This is a genomic window from Erwinia sp. INIA01, from assembly GCF_025947915.1.
Taxonomy (GTDB): Bacteria; Pseudomonadota; Gammaproteobacteria; order Enterobacterales; family Enterobacteriaceae; genus Erwinia; species Erwinia coffeiphila.
In genome coordinates, this window is the sequence record NZ_JAPDNC010000001.1 from 270887 (window position 1) to 287104 (window position 16218).

The window sequence follows — 16218 nt, forward strand, 5'->3', positions numbered from 1 at the left end:
TATACGCTGGATCCGCACTCAACGCAGGGTTAAAGACTGACGTTGAGGATCATGACGGATCACCATCGTTAAGGGAGACGCTACGATGAAGACTGTACGTAATGTGACTTACGAATTACTGCGCCGCAACGGCATCAATAAAGTGTTCGGCAATCCGGGTTCCAACGAGCTGCCCTTCCTGAAAAATTTCCCCAAAGATTTTGAATACGTACTGGCCCTGCACGAAGGCGTTGCCCTGGGCATGGCAGATGGCTTTGCCCAGGCATCCGGTAAACCCGCGCTGGTCAACCTCCATTCTGCAGCAGGTACCGGGAACGCGATGGGGGCACTGGCCAACGCCTGCAACGGTCACTCACCGCTGATTATTACCGCCGGTCAGCAAAACCGCGCCATGGTCGCACTGGAGCCGCTGCTGACCAATACCGATGCGACAACGCTACCAAAACCGCTGGTCAAATGGAGCCGCGAACCGGCATCCGCGCAGGAAGTACCTCATGCCTTCAGCCGCGCTATTCATACCGCCACCTCTGAAGCACCCGGACCGGTGTATCTTTCCATCCCGTATGACGACTGGGATAAGCGCGCCGATGAATCATCCGCCAGCCTGCTGAACCGACGGGTCAAAAACGCACGTTCTTTAAGCAGTGACGAACTGGCGGAACTGGTTCAACGCATCAATACGGCAACAAATCCGGTGCTGGTGCTGGGAGCCGATGTCGATGCCGCGCGGGCGAACAATCACGCTGTCGAACTGGCAGAAAAGCTGAAGTGCCCGGTTTGGGCCGCACCCTCTTCGCCGCGCTGCGCGTTTCCAACGCGCCACGCCTGTTTCAGAGGAATGTTGCCTGCCGGAATTGCCTCCATCGGCCGTTTGCTGTCCGGTCACGATTTAATTCTCGTTATCGGCGCGCCGGTGTTTCGCTATCACCAGTTTGAGGCAGGGCCTTTTCTGCCTGAGGGATCTGAACTGATCCTGATCTCCTGCGACCAGCAGGAAGCCGCTCGCGCGCCGGTGGGCGATGCCTGGATTAGCGATATCCATCCCATTCTAAGCCAGCTTGCCGGTCACGTTGCCGACCGCGCTAAAGCCATGCCCGATGCACTGCCTGCACCGTTACCCGTCGCGGCCTCCCGTCCGCTCAAAGCAGAGTCCGTCTTCGATATATTAAACAGCGTCGCCCCGGCAAATTCCATCTTCGTCAATGAATCGACCTCAACCATTCCCGCGCTCTGGCAGCGTATCAATATCGCCACTCAGGGCAGCTACTACCTCGCAGCGGCCGGCGGGCTGGGATTTGCCATGCCTGCCGGTGTTGGTATCCAGCTGGCAAGCCCCGATCGACAGGTGTTTGTGGTGGTGGGTGATGGTTCGGCGAACTACAGCATTCAGGCGCTATGGACCGCCGCGCACTATGCCATCCCGGTGATCTTTATCGTGATGAAAAATGGCACTTACGGCGCGTTGAGATGGTTCGCCGACGTGCTGAATGCCACCGATATTCCCGGCCTGAACCTGCCGGATATCCATTTTTCACAGCTGGCAGAAGGCTATGGTGTGCAGGCCTTCCGGGCCAACACGCCGGAACAAATCAGCGATGCCGTCAGCAGGGCTCGCGCCTCGGGTAAACCGGCATTAATTGAGGTAGAAACCTGCTGGACAGAACAGGGAGAGAAGCAATGAAGGGCAAGCTGGTCAACGTTGAAGATTACCGGCGGCTGGCAGCCAAAACGCTGCCGCGAATCATTTTTGATTTCCTTGAAGGGGGTGCCGAGGATGAAAAAGGTCTGGTGCACAATCGCGACGTGTTTGACCAGTGGCGCTTTACGCCCCACCGACTGGTGGATGTCAGCGAACGTAATATTTCCACGCACCTGTTCGGGAAAAACTGGAGTGCGCCTTTTGCTATTGCGCCCACGGGATTTAACGGCGCACTCTGGCCCGGTGGCGATATAAAACTGGCTAAGGCTGCCGCAAGCGCCAATATTCCGTTTATTCTTTCAACCGCCTCCAATGCGTCGATTGAAGACGTCGCCCGCTGCGCCGAGGGTGAAAAATGGTTCCAGCTCTATGTTGTTCAACAGCAACTGGCGGAGCAGCTGGTGATGCGCGCGTTGAACGCGGGCTATACCACGCTGATTGTCACGGTGGATGTTGGCGTTAACGGTAACCGCGAGCGCGACAGGCGCAATCAGTTCAGCCTGCCGCTGAAGATTACGCCTTCGCTGCTGATGTCAGGCTGCCTTCACCCTGCATGGTCAATGCGTTTCGTGCAAAACGGCATGCCGCAGTTGGCGAATTTTGTCAGCGCCGAAAGCGGTAGCCTGGAAGCGCAGGCAGCGGTGATGAGCCGCCAGATGGACGCCGGTTTTAACCCGAACAGCCTGAAACGCATTCGCGAAATGTGGCCACACAAGCTGCTGGTCAAAGGCATTATCCGGCCGGAAGATGCTGAGCTGTGCGTGGCCTGCGGTGCCGACGGGGTGATCCTGTCTAACCACGGTGGACGCCAGCTGGACGGCAATCTTTCCCCACTAGAAACGCTGGCCGAAGTGGCCGCGCGCATCGACAGCCCGGTACTGGCAGACAGTGGATTCCGACGGGGTTCGGATATCGTTAAAGCGCTGTGTCTGGGTGCAGATATGGTGTTACTGGGCAGGGCAACCCTTTACGGGCTGGCAGCGCGGGGGCTGCGGGGCGTTGATGAGGTTATTGCGCTGCTGAAGAGTGAAGTGGACTGTAACCTGGCACAGATTGGCTGCCCTGCCGTAGACGATTTGTCAGCGGCATATCTTCAGCGAATGTCCTGAACTGATGACCAGGGATGATGCAATCATATTGCCGGACAGCCTGCCGGGAGCTTTCCCGGCCGGCCGTTTATCATCTTTACCGGTCTGTTAGAGTTCGATTTCGGTTCAGTCCGTCACTTTTCCGCGCGGATCGTCAATATGTTGTTTTGCCACATCATAACGAACGCCTTCACGATGCAGGATACGGACTTCTTTCACCACGGTAGATAACGCCTGTAAAAAGGTCGCGGAATGTTCATGACGTTCATAAGCGTCAATATCTGCCCAGCCTTCAGAAAGATGGAAGGCATCGGGATTGACCAGGTCCTGTGAGAAAGCATAGAACACACAGCCGGGAAGCTGCTGCGCGGCCTGCATTTCCGGTTTTACCGCGTCGATAAACGTCTGGCGGTCTTCAGGATGCACGCGGTAATAAGCGCTGACAACGATCGCCGTTGGCTGGGTTTTATCGTGATCGCCGGCGGTGGAAATACGTCCGTCAGTAAAGGCCCGCTGCGCGGCCAGCGTATCCATTGACTCTCTCAGCAGAGTAATCTGCCCCTTTTCTGCCACCAGACGCCCGGCATAGGTTTGTTTATAGATCTGGCCGGTAGCGGGAACCTCAGCTTCAACGCTGTATTCGGCAAACGCCTGAGCAGGCGTATCGATCAGGAACCGGATGTTGCGGAAGCGGAAATCCGGCACCTTTTTCAACAACCCGGCGATAAAGGCCTGGATCTGTTCGCGGCCCTGCACGCGGTGCGGTAAACCCAGCGTCTGCAGGTAAGGCAGCTCAAGAACGCCATCTTCGGCAAACAGTGCGGCGGCAGCCTGCGGATTCTGAATAACATCGAGATAGTTTTGCAGTAACTGAATAGCGGTTTTCATCATGTTGCTCCTGAAGTATTAAGTGAATGCCCCGTTTTCGGTGGCGTGGGGTAACAATAAAAAACTTCAGAAGCGCTGAAAACAGCAATGAATGAAAGCTATCGTTTCAAAATTGAAAGCACAGGCACGATTGCGGTCAATCAAATGCCTCGCCTTTCAGGGCCAGCGCCAGGCGGGATCGGCAAGGTGGCGCGCAAAAAAGTCCGACAGCACCCTGACTTTAAGCGGACGACTGCGCGCGGTGGGGGTCACAAAATACAAGCCGCCCTGAGTCATCGACCATTCATCCAGCAAATGGACAAGCCGCCCGTCGCGCAGATACTCTGCGGCAATGAACTCCGGCAGTTCTGCAATACCTAACCCTTCCAGCAACGGCGGTAGCAGCGCATCCGAGTTCGTCACCCGCAGCGGTCCGTTCGGCACAATATCCTCCTGCGAACCTGAGCTGTGGCTGAAACGCCAGACCTGGCTGCGGGCGCGGTAGGCGTAACTGAAACACTGTCTGCTGCTCAGTTCACGTGGATGCAGAGGTGTGCCGTGCTGCGCCAGATAAGCCGGTGAGGCAACCAGATACTGAGTCACCGGGCACAAGCGGCGGGCCACCAGTGAAGAATCCGGCAGCGCGGCAATACGCAGTGCGGCGTCAAAACCTTCGGCAATTAAATCCACTGAGGCATCGGACAAATGCAGATCGACATTCAGTTCGGGGAACTGACGAATAAGTTCAGGCATCAGCGGAGCCACCCAGCGCAGCCCAAATGACATCGGGATCGCCAACCTGACCTGCCCACGCGGCTGAACCGAGAGTTCGTGGGCTTCACTCTCCACTTCCTCCGCCTGGCGATAAATTTCTGCCGCTTTCGCCGCCATACTCTGCCCAAACTCCGTCAGCGCCAGCTGGCGGGATGTACGGTTGAACAGCCGTCCGCCCAGCCGCTCTTCAAGACGCGCTACCGCACGGGAAACGGTGGGAACGGAAACGCCCATAACTCTGGCCGCCGCTGCGAAGGAACCCTCCTCAGCCACTTTGGCAAACATCGCCAGCCCTTCAAAATCGGGAAGTTTACTCATTTCATTTTTGCAATGATGGGTTTCAAATCATTCTATTTTGAAAATGTCGGCGCGTCGATATGCTTCTTTCGTCGCGACAGACCGTCGCAGAACTTCCCGCCCGATGAGGCGATTAGACAAACAAACGGGAGCAAACCGATGAAAAAATTTAGCGTTAACTCAACCGCCTTCGCCTCGGCACTGCTACTGGGTGCGGCATCGCTTTCCGCAACGGCACTCGGTACTGAGCCGCAGCCGGTCGTCCATATTAGCGGTATCGATCATGCCGGGATCAACGTCCCCGATATCAATGCTGCCGTGGCGTTTTTCTCAAAAACCTTCGGTGGCAAACTCGAATCAGATATCACGCCGGGTACTATTCCTGACGCGTGGAAAACAGCGTTTAACTGGCGTTCTTCCAGTGACTTAAAACGCTTTGTGATGGTCAGACTGCCGGACGGCACCGGCATTGAACTGTTTCAATACAGCGGTGCAGAGATCAATCATGCTCAGCCACACGAGGATGACGCTGCGGCAACGCATATCGCCCTTCGCACTCAGGATATTCAAGCGAGTTATGAAGCGCTAAAAAAGGCCGGGCTGAAGACGCTTAATGAACCCGTCACCAATGCCGATGGTACTCAGTGGTTTTACTTCCTGACGCCGTGGGGATCGCAGATTGAGCTGGTGGCTAAGACGGATAAAACAGCATAACGGTTTGCTAATTTCTGGGTTTCTAATCGGAAATAATAACGTGAACAGGTTAAGGGTGATAATAACACCCCTGCGTTAATTGAATTATCACCCATGAAAACGCCGAATTAAATTAATGACCACCTCAAATAAACAGGATGCATAACAAGTTTAACTACAAACCCGAAAACGATATCAACCCAACAAATGAACACAACAAATTAATTACATGGATCTTGCGATACCGTACGCAATTTCACGCATAGCGAACAGAAAGAAATTTAATAACTCATGCACTAAAGTATAATCCTGCCCGGTGCTTGAGGCTTTTTATCTCAGGTAACTGGCAGGAAAAGGTTGTTAGGGATAAAAAGAAGAAAGCCCCGATGGTAATATTAATCACCAACGAGGCCCACTCTATGCCTAAACAACATCAGAGTAGCCTCTTACCCGCAGCAATGCAAGGAGCAAGAGCGATGAAAATACCACCCATAATCACTATCGTGTTAATACTCTGTATTACCATTTTAATATTTCGGGGTTATCAGTAAACGCTGATAACCCCGTACTTATCGAGTTTTCTAAACGCCTGTCAGGAATAATACTCAGGAGCTTTCTTAAAGCCCGCCCAGGCATCCGGATCGTGCCCGGTGACCACGATGGCATCGTTACGCTCGGCAACGTTACGCAGCTTCTGCACAGAGCGAACGGAATCCACCGCCGAGGCCAGGAATCCCGGCAGCGCCTTCTCTTCCCAGTGATCCACCGTATAGGCGGCATCGATGGTCAGCAGCAGAGGCTTGCTGTTTGGCAGCCGTACCAGGAATGACTGGTGTCCGGGCGCATGTCCGGGAGAGAAGATCGTGGTTAACGTGCCATCGCCGTAAACATCGTAAAAATCATCCTCGGTTCCATTGAGGAACTGCCAGTTCAGCCCCGGCTTGTCGAAGTCTTTACGAATATAGCCACCGGCGGCAAACCAGTCCGGCGTAAAGGCATACTCATACTCCACGCGCTGCACGATATGTTTGGCATTCGGGAAGCGGCCAATTGCGCCGGTATGGTCAAGATGCAGATGCGACTGCACCACGTATTTCACATCCGCCGGATCGATGCCCAGCGCCTTAATCTGATCGACACAGCCCTGATCTTCCGCCAGTACCGGCCAGTACACGTCGCAAATGCCGCCCCAGTGGCCGCGAGGATCGGTGGCGACTTCAATGGCGTTGCCGCCATCAATAATGGTATGACCATCGGGGTGGGTGATCAGGAAAAACGGCACCGGAATTTCATAATCCGCACCGCTGCCCTGGTTCATTTTAATGTTGTGCACTTTGCATTTCAGGGTGCCGGACTGAAGCATATAGAGTCGGATATCGTTCATACTGGGCTTGCCTCTTTTTTATAGTGGGTACAGTGATACGTTTGAGTCAGGTCGTCAGAATGCTTGTTGATACAGATTCAGTGCGTCTTGTTCCTGCACATCGACCGGGTTGTTGGTCAGCAGGCGCGTTTGCAGCATGGCATCGGCCGCCAGGCGCGTAAGGCTCTCTTCGGTTACGCCCACGTCACGAAGACGGCGCGGTGCTCCGCTCTCTTCCATCAGCGTCAGCATATGCTCAACGAAGGCGGCGGAACGCTGGTCCGCGTTGCCGCTGCCCTCAATGCCCAGCACGTCTGCCAGTTCGGCATACAGCGGCGCGGCGGCGCTGGCGTTATAGCGCAGCACCGGGCCAAGCATCAGCGCGTTCGAAAGACCGTGCGCAATGTGATAGTGGCCGCCTAAGGGATAGGCCAGCGCGTGAACGGCGGCAACAGGCGAGTTGGCAAAAGCCTGACCGGCCAGCGTTGCGCCCAGCAGCATCCCCTCGCGCGCCGCACGATTTTTACCGTCGCGGCAGGCGGCAATCAGATTCGCACCGAGCAGACGCAGCGCTTCGCGCGCCAGCGCATCGGACAGCGGATTCTTTTTGTGTTTACTGGTATACGCCTCGATCGCATGCACCATCGCATCAATACCCGTTGCGGCGGTATGGATCTGCGGCAGTCCCACGGTCAGTTCGGCGTCTAAAAGGACGAAATCAGCGTACAGCTGCGGCGACACCACCCCCATCTTGGTGGTTTCACCGGTAGTGATAATCGAAATATTGGTCACCTCCGACCCGGTCCCGGCGGTGGTGGGGATCAGCACCAGCGGCAGGCGCGAACCGCTCACTTTACCGATACCGTACATTTCCGACAGCGGCTGTTCGCTCTCCACCAGAATCGCCGCCAGCTTGGCAATATCCAGCGATGATCCGCCGCCCAGACCAATGACAATATCGGCATTCGCGCTGCGCGCCGCGTCGGCACAGGCGTGAACGATATGCTCAGGCGGATCGGCGACCACCTGGTCAAACAGGGTCACAGTAAATCCCGCCCCCTTCAGCGAGGCCGCGATCGGCGCAATCAGCCCGGCCTTAATCAGCCCGGCATCGGTCACCAGCAGGGCGTTTCGCGCCTTGAACCGTGCCGCAACGATCGTACCCAGCTCCTGTGCACCTCCCCATTTCACCTCAATGGAGGGCACGGTGCGGAACTCAAATGGATTGATAGTCATTATTCCTCCTTTCAGGTAACGGGCATGCTCAGGCGATGACCGAGCACAGATATTTAATTTCCAGATACTCATCAATGCCGTGGTGCGAACCTTCGCGCCCCAGCCCGGACTGCTTCACGCCGCCAAACGGCGCAACCTCATTGGAGATCAGTCCACTGTTGTGGCCCACCATGCCGTACTCCAGGGCTTCTGCCACCCGCCAGGTGCGGCGTACGTTTTCGGTATAGAAGTAGGCCGCCAGGCCAAATTCGGTATCGTTGGCCATAGCAATCACCTCTTCTTCCGTTTCAAAACGGAAGAGCGGCGCAACCGGCCCAAAGGTTTCCTCGCGGGCAATTTTCATCTGCTGGGTCGCCTCGGCCAGCACCGTCGGCTGATAAAAAGTGGCCCCCAGCGCGTGGCGTTGCCCGCCAATCAGCAGTTTTGCCCCTTTAGCCAGCGCATCAGCGATATGATCTTCCACTTTTTCAACGGCGCTGGCGTCAATCAACGGTCCGATAGTGACGCCCGGCTGATGACCTTCCCCGACTTCCAGTGCCGCAACGCGCGCCACCAGCTTCTCGGCGAAGGCATCATAGACACCGGACTGAACGTAAATACGGTTGGAGCAGACGCAGGTCTGGCCCGCATTGCGGTATTTCGATGCCAGCGCGCCCTCAACGGCCGCATTCAGATCGGCATCATCAAAGACGATAAACGGCGCGTTACCGCCCAGCTCCAGCGACAGTTTTTTAATGGTTGGCGCCGACTGCGCCATCAGAATCCGTCCGACTTCCGTCGAGCCGGTAAAGGAGAGTTTTCTGACCGTGTCGCTGGCCGTAAGTACTCCGCCAATTTCTTTGGCATCACCGGTGATCACCTGAAATACGCCCGCTGGGATACCTGCCTGCTCGGCCAGTACACCCAGCGCCAGCGCGGTGAGCGGCGTCTGTTCGGCAGGTTTTACGATCATCGTGCAGCCTGCAGCCAGAGCGGGAGCGGCTTTGCGGGTAATCATCGCCGCCGGGAAGTTCCACGGGGTGATCGCTGCGCAGACGCCGATCGGCTGCTTCATCACGATGATGCGTTTATCGGTGCCGGGTGCCGGAACCGTTTCGCCGTAAACACGTTTGGCTTCTTCCGCAAACCATTCAACGAAGGAGGCGGCATACAGCGCTTCGCCCTTTGCTTCCGCCAGCGGTTTACCCTGCTCGGCGGTCATCAGCGCGGCCAGATCGTCTGCGTTCTCAACAATCAGCGTAAACCAGCGGCGCAGGATGGCGGTTCTGTCCTTTGCAGCCAGACGGCTCCAGCCGGGTAGTGCCGCCTTCGCAGCGGCAATAGCGCTTTCCGCTTCGCTGCCGGTCAGCGAGGGCACCCGGGCAATAATTTTGCCACTGGCGGGATTATCCACCTCAATCTCGCGACCATCGCTGGCGGGAATCCATTCTCCATTAATCAGGCAGCGGTCACGCAGCAGTGCTGAATTCTTGAGCTTGATCATAGCTTCTCCTTTCGAATTGGTTCAATATATTGAACTACAGTCTGTATTATGAACTTTATGCGAGGTGCAGTATGTCAGGGAATTCCGGTGCAAAAAGCGATCAACCGCTCAAAAGCGTCGATTCGGTACCCGCTCTGCGGAGAGCTGTCACCATCCTGGATCTGGTCGCGGCGGCCAGCGGTTCGCTCTCAGCGGCGGACATTACCCGACAGCTGGCACTGCCCAAAAGTACCGCGCACGGCCAGATTAACGTTCTGACCGAACTGGGGTTACTGGTGAGAACGGCGGAAGGCACTTATCGTCTGGGGCCGCATCTGATGCACTGGGCAGACGGTTTTCTGTCACAGATGGATTTTGTTTCGCTGTTTCGCGACTACTTCGCGGCGGATAGCGAGCTCGACGGCTACACCATCACCCTGACCGTGCTCGATCGCGATGAGGTAGTGTACGTCAGCTGCCGCAACACCGATCAGCCACTGGGGCACAGCTTCCGCATCGGTAAGCGCCTGCCCGCGCCCTTCACCGCCACCGGGAAAGTACTGCTGAGCGAGCTGGATTATGACGAACTCGAACGGATATTTGCCGATCGCTTTCCCGCGCCGCTGACTGCATCCAGCGTCAGCAACCTCGCTGAACTGCGGGCGGAGTTCCACGGCATTCGGGATCGCGGGTTCTCAATCGATAACGGGCAAATCCACGAAGCAATGACCTGCGTGGGGTCGGCAATATACGATCATACCGGCAAAGTGGTGGCGGGGATCGCCACCAGTTTTCTCAGCAGCGAGGCAAGATCGGATATGACCACTCGCCTCGGAGAGAAAATCCGCCATGCCGCAATGGCGCTGTCGCGGCAAAGCGGCTATCGCGGAGGGTAAACAATCGGATGAGGATGGCACTCTTACGCATGGGATATCGCGGCACGTCGTTCTTATCCTTCAGCCTTCCAGATGATCTTTCAGCCACACCAGCGCCTTCTGCGCCCGCCCCGAAAGCGGCCACTCCGCGCGATGGATCAGCCAGATAGTATCCACCACCGGCACGGTACAGGGCATCACTTCAATTTCGTGCTGCCCGGAAAAGGCCAGCCGCGCGAACCGGGGCAGCACGGTAAAACCCAGACCGCGGGCAACCGGGCTGAGGATCAGGGCAATCTGATTGCTGAAGCCTTGGCACGGCAGCGAGCGCACGCCGGGGTTCCCGGGGAATACCCGGCTCAACAGACGTGTCGCCATTGCCTGGCCGTCAGGGTGGTCGATAAACCCCAGCGCGGCCAGATCCTGCCAGCTCTGCACTTTTTTCCCCGCCGGAAAAACCAGCTCCAGCGGTTCTCTGGCAAAGGGTTCAGCGACCAGTCGAGAATCGTCGGGCTGACGGGTCATCAGACCCAGCTCGTAGCGATTTTCCAGCACCGCTGACAGAACTTCATCATCGGGCGCAAAGCGGTGGCGGATAGCCAGACCGGGCAGCGACTGCTGCAAACTCAGCAGCAGCGGGTAGCAGCGTAGTCCAATACTGCCGGGGGTGATCAGGCTGATATCGCCACAATCCCCGTCATTTTCCTGTAGCCGCATCTCCAGCCGCTGGCTGGCTTTTTCCATTTCCCGGCAAAACTCCAGCAGCGCAATCCCTGCTGGCGTCAAATCGAACCGCCGTCGGCTGCGAACGATCAACTGGCCATAGTGATTCTCCAGATAGCGCAGATGCTGACTGACGGCCGCCTGGGTGATCCCCAGGCTGTCGGCGGTGCGGGTAAAGCTCTCCTGCTGGCAAAGCAGGGCAAACGATCGGAGCCATTGCGGATTGACCATAATGATATTTTATAAAAACCATAAGTCTGGCGATATTTTCATTATACACTTGTCCACTTACTATGCCCTTTTCCCGTATTAACGAGGCATATCATGATCCCTTACCCACGCAGTTTTTCGCATATCGGCCTGTCCGTCACCGACCTGGACGCCGCCGTTAAATTTTATACCGAGGTGATGGGCTGGTATCTGATTATGCCGCCGACGGAAATTACCGAAGACGACTCCGCAATTGGCGTGATGTGCAGCGACGTATTCGGCGCGGGCTGGCATTCCTTCCGCATTGCGCACCTGTCCACCGGCGATCGCGTGGGTGTAGAGATCTTCCAGTTCAGGGATGCGGTGAAGCCGGAAAACAACTTCGACTTCCGCAAGTCCGGCGTTTTCCACTTCTGCATTCAGGACCCGGATGTGGAAGGACTGGCGGAGAAAATCGTGGCTGCCGGAGGAAAACAGCGCATGCCGGTACGCGAATACTTCCCCGGTGAAAAGCCGTATCGCATGGTCTATATGGAAGATCCGTTCGGCAATATTATTGAGATTTACAGCCACAGCTACGAGCTGACCTATTCCGCCGGTGCCTACGCCTGATGAGGTAAAGATGATCGCACTTTCCCGTCGTTCGCTGCTGATTAATCTGGCAGCGGCGAGTCTAAGCAGCGCATTTCCCCGGTTCTCTGCGGCAGCGGCACCCACACCGCTACCGCTCAATGTCGCGGCAAGATCGCCGTGGATGGCCAACCAGGTGGCACTGACACGTGACAACGTCATGTTTCTTGGCCTGCCGCGCTACGCCAAAGATAAATCCACACCGTCGCTTGCCCGGCGCGACGCCAGCGGCAAGTTTCAGCCCTTCCCGGGTAACGCCTGGAATGAATGGCAGCCGGGAAAGGATGGCACGAATGCCTTTGTATATCTCAACTCGGTGCATATCTTCGCCGATGATACGGTGTGGTGTGTCGATCAGGGGTCATTGAGCGCAGGAGTGTTTTCTGCGGCCGATGCCGTTCCACAACCGGGCGCACAAAAGCTGGTACAGCTGGATGCCCGTTCCGGGGAAATCCTGCGCATCCTGCGTTTTGACGAGACGATCCTGCCTGCGGGCGCACAGATGAACGACATGCGTTTCCATGGTTCAACGCTGTATCTCTCCGACTCCGGACTGGGTGGGATCATTGTTCACGATATGCAAAGCGGCCGGACTCTGCGCCGTCTGTCCGGGGCCAGCGTGGTGAAAGCTTCGGCGGCGAAAATCCCGTCAATTCTGGCGCACGTAAAGGGAGGGAAAACTTTCCATCCGCCCAACAGCGACCTGCTGGAAATCACCGCAGACGGCAAATGGCTGTACTGGGCAGCGCCGACCGGGCCGCTTTACCGCATCGAAACGCGCTGGCTGAAGGATCGGTCTCTCACCGACCCACTGCTGGAGCAGTACGTTGAACAGGTGTATGCCAATAATTTCGCCGGTGGCTGCTGCATGGACTCACGCGGCAATATCTATTTTTCGGAAACCGTCACCGGCAATATTACCCTGCTGTCTCCCGAGGGGAAAACGGCGGTTATCGCCTCCAGCCCTTCACTTATTCGGCCAGATGGCACCTTTATCAGCGCCGATCGTAAACTGTATATTCCGGTAAAACAGCCGATCCCGGACGCCAGCAGCCCGGACACACCGTTTGTGATTTACTCGGTGGCTCTGCCTGAATCATTTGCCGGTATAGACATAGGCGACGCGGTGGATGGCCGTGCGTGAGTGCCGTTCAGATTCGCCGGGTATCCCCAGGTCGGAAATACGGCCGGCATAAACCGCTCGCATCTGCCCCATCATTACCGCAGCAGATGCTGAGTCGGCAGCGCCGTGGTGTATTTCACCTGGCTCAGGGCAAAGCTGGAGCGAATGCTTGCCACGCTGCGAATTTGCGTCAGACACTCCTGAATAAACACCTGATACTTCTTCAGATTTTCCACCACGACCCGCAGCAGATAGTCCGCTTCCCCGGTCATCAGATAGCACTCCATCACTTCAGGGCGGTTGCTGACGGTGTCGGTGAACTCCTCCAGCGACTGTTTGTCCTGCTGCTTCAGGGTTACGTGAACAAAAACATTCACCTCAAGCCCGAGACTTTCCGGATCTACCAGCATCACCGATCCACGGATCACCCCCTTTTCACGCATTTCCGTCACCCGCCGCCAGCAGGGAGACACCGAAAGCCCGACCCGATCGGCCAGTTCGGCATTACTGATATCGGCCTGTTTTTGCAGGATATCGAGGATTTTCAGGCTGACTTCATCCAGCTGCGGCTTCTGTTGCGGCATAGTTTTCCTGTAATCGTGAATTTAAACGTAGATTTTTTCTTTTAAGCAGCAAAGCAAGAACAAAATAGCACGGATTTACCTGATAAAGCGGCATAGCATTATCGAAATCATGCTGATTTATCAGGAACCCCAATGAGCGTTATCACGTCAGAATCCCTTAAACAAAACGCAGCCCGCTACGCCGGGCGATCTACCCTGCTATGGCTGCTGCTGATGGTGGTGCTGTGGGGCCTGAGCTGGCCCGCAACCAAGCTGGCACTGAACGTGACGCCGCCGCTGTGGCTGGCTGCGATCCGTTTCGGATCGGCGGGTATCTGCCTGTTTGCCTTCGTGGCGCTGCGCGGCCAGCTCAGACTCCCCTCGCGGCAGGATCTGCCTATCGTTGCCTCGGTGGGAATTATGCAGATGATGGTGTTCACCGGGCTGGGAATGATCGCCATGCGCCACACCGACACCAGCCACGCGGTGCTGCTGGCATATACCACGCCGCTGTGGGGGATACTCACATCGTGGCTGTTACTGAAGCAGGCACCGTCTAAACTCCAGCTCGTTGCGCTGCTGACCGGGATGGCAGGCATCGGATTGATCTGTTCGCCGTGGGAAATGCAGTGGGATAACCCTGAAGTACTGATGGGTGCCGCGCTGCTGATTATCGGCGCAATATCCTGGTCGCTGGTAATTGTGCACGTGCGCCATCACCGCTGGGCCTCATCGCCGCTGTCGCTGGCCCCATGGCAGATGCTGCTGGCTGCAGTGCCGTTGGCAATGATCGCCTGGAACGTGGAAGGCTCACCGGCAACGATTGAATTCAGTGCCAACCTGCTGTGGCTGCTGTTGTTTATTGGTCCGGTAGCCACGTCACTGTGCTTTGTGATTTCATCCGAGCATGGCCGTCGGGTCAGCGTGTTTACGATGTCCAATGTCACCCTCGGCGTGCCGCTGATCGGGGCCGTGGCCGCCGTGGTGTTCCTGCACAATACGCTGTCATCGCTGTATATCGCCGGGCTGCTGCTAATATTCTCAGGCGTGATGCTGACGACCTTTGCCGCCGTGAAAAAATAATTTTATCTGAGAGGCCCTGACGGGCCTCTGTTTCTCACCCCGTTAAATCCGCCACATCTCCCCTTCGCTCTCACTGACATCACTCTGCCGTCAAATCATCGGCGGCCTGCCACTCAGCGATCAGCACCTTGACCAGTTCTGTGGCGGGCAGTTCGCGGGCAAGCGACGCACCCTGTCCCGCCCACTGCGCACCGTAGCCGTGATCGCCTTTTGCGCTGGCCGCCGCAGCGAGCGCTTTGCCGAGGGCATAAGTCAGCGGATAGGCCGGGATAGCCTGCGCGGGAATATCCTGCGTCATGCGGCAAAAGTCATTGGTAATGCAGCGTGCAGGCCGCCCGGAAATCGCCGCCGTCATCACCGTGCTGGCGCCCTGTTCGCTCTTCATTAGTTGGCGGTAAGCCGCATTCGCCGCCGATTCCGGGCAGAGCACAAAGGCAGTGCCCAGCTGCACGCCCGCCACACCCAGCTTCATCATCGCTGCGATCCCCGCACCGTCCATAATGCCGCCAGCGGCAATCACCGGCAGCCGCGATACACGACGTATCGCCTGTACCAGCGTCAGGGTACTGAGCTGACGATCTTCCGCCTGCGGATCAAAGATTCCCCGGTGGCCCCCGGCCTCAATGCCCTGCGCGACGATAAAATCGACGCCCGCCTCTTCAATCACCCGCGCTTCTGCCGGGCTGGTCGCCGTCGCCAGGGTCACGATGTCCTGCGATTTAAGCCGCCGGATAACGTCCTCTGAAGGCAGGCCGAAGTGGAAGCTGACGGCGGCCGGGCGGGTGTTGAGCAGCACTTCCAGCATTGCGTCATTGCCGCAGAAGGTCTGATAGATCTCTGACAGTTCTGCCGGAGGAACCGCATCAAACCCGCTGAAGCGCTCACCAAAACGCGCAATCCACGCACTTTCCTGCTGCGGGTCGCGCTGCGCCGGAGCATGGCAAAAGACATTCACGTTAAGCGGGCCGCTGGTCAGGGACAGCGACTGCCGTATCATCGCCTCCGCCTGCTGCGGCGTTGACGCCCCTACGCCGATCGATCCCAGCGCGCCCGCATTGCTGACGGCGGCGGCCAGTTCGGGTGTAGAGACGCCGGCCATCGGGGCCTGAATCAGTGGAAAACGGAGGTTGAGACGTTTACAGAGCAGATTATTCATTCGGTCATCCTGCACAGCGTTGCGGAACGGGTCCATAAAAACGGTAGCCATCAGTATAAGATCGATTTCGGCATTCGGTCCCGTCAATCATGACGCAATGAGAATAAAAAGATGCACAAAGGGTAATTACAAATAAACCATGTGTAATTCAATTGTTATTAGTTGGTTTATTTTTTCTATTTTAAAAAAGAATTTAAAATCTCATTGTACAGAGTAAAAATTTAAACTAATTTAATTACCAGAAACGATTCTCTTTTACCTTAATAACTCTGTCGCCAGGTATTAATGGAGTGGATGCCATTAACCGCTTTCAGGGTGGATATCTCATTGACAACAGCATTAGCCGTTATAGTTGAATTATAAAAACCGGAGCTGA

15 protein-coding genes and 1 pseudogene are annotated in these 16218 nt (G+C 56.4%); 7 read left to right on the forward strand and 9 right to left on the reverse strand.

All coding sequences use genetic code 11. From position 1 onward, the window contains the following. The first annotated feature begins 85 nt into the window (after positions 1-85). Complete coding sequence (gene mdlC, locus OMR58_RS01185; protein ID WP_264544930.1) at positions 86-1681, forward strand: benzoylformate decarboxylase; 1596 nt, start codon at positions 86-88, stop codon at positions 1679-1681. Then, positions 1678-2808, forward strand: coding sequence for an alpha-hydroxy-acid oxidizing protein (locus OMR58_RS01190; protein WP_264544931.1), 1131 nt, complete (start codon positions 1678-1680; stop codon positions 2806-2808). The genes mdlC and OMR58_RS01190 overlap by 4 nt, the downstream gene beginning before the upstream one ends. Before the next feature lie 105 nt (positions 2809-2913). On the opposite strand, the gene OMR58_RS01195 is transcribed toward OMR58_RS01190, so the two are convergent. The 3 genes and pseudogenes from OMR58_RS01195 to OMR58_RS01205 all read right to left on the reverse strand — a co-directional run bounded on the left by OMR58_RS01195 (position 2914) and on the right by OMR58_RS01205 (position 4746). Then, positions 2914-3312 carry a putative quinol monooxygenase gene (locus tag OMR58_RS01195; protein ID WP_444861290.1) on the reverse strand — a complete coding sequence of 133 codons (399 nt, stop codon included), beginning with the start codon at positions 3310-3312 and terminating at the stop codon, positions 2914-2916. After that, positions 3292-3675: pseudogene (locus tag OMR58_RS01200) on the reverse strand (nuclear transport factor 2 family protein); the annotation flags it as partial. The pseudogene OMR58_RS01200 and the gene OMR58_RS01195, both read right to left, overlap by 21 nt. Positions 3676-3831: 156 nt before the next feature. Next, complete coding sequence (locus OMR58_RS01205) at positions 3832-4746, reverse strand: LysR family transcriptional regulator (RefSeq protein WP_264544932.1); 915 nt, start codon at positions 4744-4746, stop codon at positions 3832-3834. Between the two features lie 138 nt (positions 4747-4884). Between OMR58_RS01205 and OMR58_RS01210 the strand changes: the two genes are divergently transcribed. Beyond that, the gene (locus tag OMR58_RS01210; protein WP_264544933.1) at positions 4885-5439 is read left to right on the forward strand and encodes a VOC family protein; all 555 of its coding nucleotides are present in this window, start codon (positions 4885-4887) and stop codon (positions 5437-5439) included. Between the two features lie 571 nt (positions 5440-6010). Here OMR58_RS01210 and attM read toward each other — a convergent pair. The 3 genes from attM to OMR58_RS01225 are packed head-to-tail and all read right to left on the reverse strand — an operon-like array spanning position 6011 to position 9500. After that, entirely contained in the window at positions 6011-6802 is a 792-nt protein-coding gene (gene attM / locus OMR58_RS01215; protein WP_172606559.1) for an AttM family quorum-quenching N-acyl homoserine lactonase, read from the reverse strand. A gap of 54 nt (positions 6803-6856) precedes the next feature. Then, on the reverse strand, positions 6857-8017 hold the full coding sequence (locus tag OMR58_RS01220) for an iron-containing alcohol dehydrogenase (RefSeq protein WP_264544934.1): 1161 nt from the start codon (positions 8015-8017) through the stop codon (positions 6857-6859). A 28-nt stretch (positions 8018-8045) separates the two neighbouring features. Beyond that, a complete protein-coding gene (locus tag OMR58_RS01225; RefSeq protein WP_264544935.1) occupies positions 8046-9500 on the reverse strand; it encodes an NAD-dependent succinate-semialdehyde dehydrogenase in 1455 nt (484 codons plus the stop codon). Positions 9501-9571: 71 nt separating this feature from the next. On the opposite strand from OMR58_RS01225, the gene OMR58_RS01230 reads away from it, so the two are divergent. Next, positions 9572-10375, forward strand: a complete 804-nt coding sequence (locus OMR58_RS01230) for an IclR family transcriptional regulator (RefSeq protein ID WP_264544936.1) — start codon at positions 9572-9574, stop codon at positions 10373-10375. Between the two features lie 60 nt (positions 10376-10435). Here the strand turns inward: OMR58_RS01230 and OMR58_RS01235 are convergent, their stop codons facing one another. Next, a complete protein-coding gene (locus tag OMR58_RS01235; RefSeq protein WP_264544937.1) occupies positions 10436-11308 on the reverse strand; it encodes a LysR family transcriptional regulator in 873 nt (290 codons plus the stop codon). A gap of 93 nt (positions 11309-11401) precedes the next feature. Here OMR58_RS01235 and OMR58_RS01240 point away from each other — a divergent pair, with 93 nt between their 5' ends. Continuing rightward, positions 11402-11899, forward strand: a complete 498-nt coding sequence (locus OMR58_RS01240; RefSeq protein WP_264544938.1) for a lactoylglutathione lyase family protein — start codon at positions 11402-11404, stop codon at positions 11897-11899. Between the two features lie 10 nt (positions 11900-11909). Further along, positions 11910-13061 (forward strand): L-dopachrome tautomerase-related protein, encoded by a 1152-nt coding sequence (locus OMR58_RS01245; RefSeq protein ID WP_264544939.1) that lies wholly within the window; start codon positions 11910-11912, stop codon positions 13059-13061. Positions 13062-13135: 74 nt separating this feature from the next. Here the strand turns inward: OMR58_RS01245 and OMR58_RS01250 are convergent, their stop codons facing one another. Continuing rightward, a complete protein-coding gene (locus tag OMR58_RS01250; RefSeq protein WP_105591896.1) occupies positions 13136-13624 on the reverse strand; it encodes an Lrp/AsnC family transcriptional regulator in 489 nt (162 codons plus the stop codon). Positions 13625-13756: 132 nt separating this feature from the next. On the opposite strand from OMR58_RS01250, the gene OMR58_RS01255 reads away from it, so the two are divergent. Further along, positions 13757-14686: a DMT family transporter gene (locus tag OMR58_RS01255; protein WP_200559150.1), complete on the forward strand. Its 930-nt coding sequence runs from the start codon at positions 13757-13759 to the stop codon at positions 14684-14686. Positions 14687-14765: 79 nt separating this feature from the next. Here OMR58_RS01255 and OMR58_RS01260 read toward each other — a convergent pair whose 3' ends face one another. After that, on the reverse strand, positions 14766-15842 hold the full coding sequence (locus OMR58_RS01260) for an NAD(P)H-dependent flavin oxidoreductase (protein WP_264544940.1): 1077 nt from the start codon (positions 15840-15842) through the stop codon (positions 14766-14768). Positions 15843-16218: the final 376 nt, after the last annotated feature.